The sequence below is a fragment of the Tistlia consotensis USBA 355 genome, from assembly GCF_900177295.1.
Lineage (GTDB): Bacteria > Pseudomonadota > Alphaproteobacteria > Kiloniellales > DSM-21159 > Tistlia > Tistlia consotensis.
This window is the reverse complement of sequence record NZ_FWZX01000090.1, coordinates 1-1,057: the sequence shown is the minus strand read 5'-3', so window position 1 is coordinate 1,057 and position 1,057 is coordinate 1. Positions and strand designations below refer to the sequence as shown.

Annotated in this window: 1 protein-coding gene; it reads left to right on the top strand. The window is 70.5% G+C overall.

Annotated elements, in window-relative coordinates:
- Nucleotides 1–361 precede the first annotated feature (361 nt).
- On the top strand, nucleotides 362–1,057 hold a 696-nt coding region (locus tag B9O00_RS32240; protein ID WP_200808737.1), incomplete at its 3' end, for a hypothetical protein.

Sequence of the window (1,057 nt, the reverse complement as noted above, 5' to 3'; positions counted from 1 at the left end):
ACCGGGCTCGGCCTCTACAGCAGCCGGCGGCTGCTCGACTATCACGGCGGCAGCCTGGAACTGCGCGCCGGCGAGTTCGAGGGGACGGTCGCCACGATGCGCCTGCCGCTGCCCGGCCTGCGGCCGCCGGGCGGCGCGCCGGAGCGACCGGCCTGACCGACCCCGGTGCTCGCGGGCCGATCGGGCGCCGCCCGGCCGCGGCCGCGGCGCCTCCTGGACTCCCGGCAGGCGGGGTTCCGAGTGGCCCTATGTTCGCCGTGGTTGTTTTCTGCGATGCTCGGGCTTTGGCTGGTGTAAAGAGAGCGTCCGCCTCCGCGGCTGGGCCGCATCGAACCCGATCCGGGGCTTTTTCTCGAAGTCCATGCTCGACCTGAAAACCGTCCTTCTCGTCGTGGTCTTCATCGCGGCGCTGCAGAGCGTCGTCTGGCTCTTCGTCTGGCTGGCCTGGCGGCGGCTCTACGAGCTGCGGCTCATCGCCGCCGCCTCCATCTGCTTCGGGATCGGCGTGCTGCTCTTCGTCGTGCGCGGTCCGGCGCCGCCGACCTGGCAGATCATTGCCGACAACGCGATCGTCAAGCTCGGCCTGGTGCTGATGGCCGACGGACTGGCGCGCTTCCTGGGGCAGCCGCGATACCCCTGGCTCGGCATCTCGCTGCTGGTCGGCCAGGTCGTCTTCTGGACCGGCGCCATGGAGCTGGCGCCGGCGGACCTGTCGCTGCGCATCAACGCCTCGACCCTGTTCGCCCTGACCATGATGGGCTTCATGGTCCTGACGCTGGCGCGCGACCGCAGCCAGCCGCGGCTGCTGCGCTGGATCACCGTCGCGGTGCTGGCCGAACACATGGCCGCCGCCATCGTCCTGAGCGTGATCGTGACGGCGAGCCCGGTCACGGAGTCGAGCCCCGCGGTGCTCGGCCAGCGGAACGTCTGGTACTTCTTCGAGAGCCTGCTGTTCCTGGTCTCCTTCTTCGCCTGCATGCTGTTCATGGTCAGCACCCGGCTGTCGGCCGACCTGCGCGCCCGCAACGAGACGCTGGCCGCGGAGATCGCGGAGCGG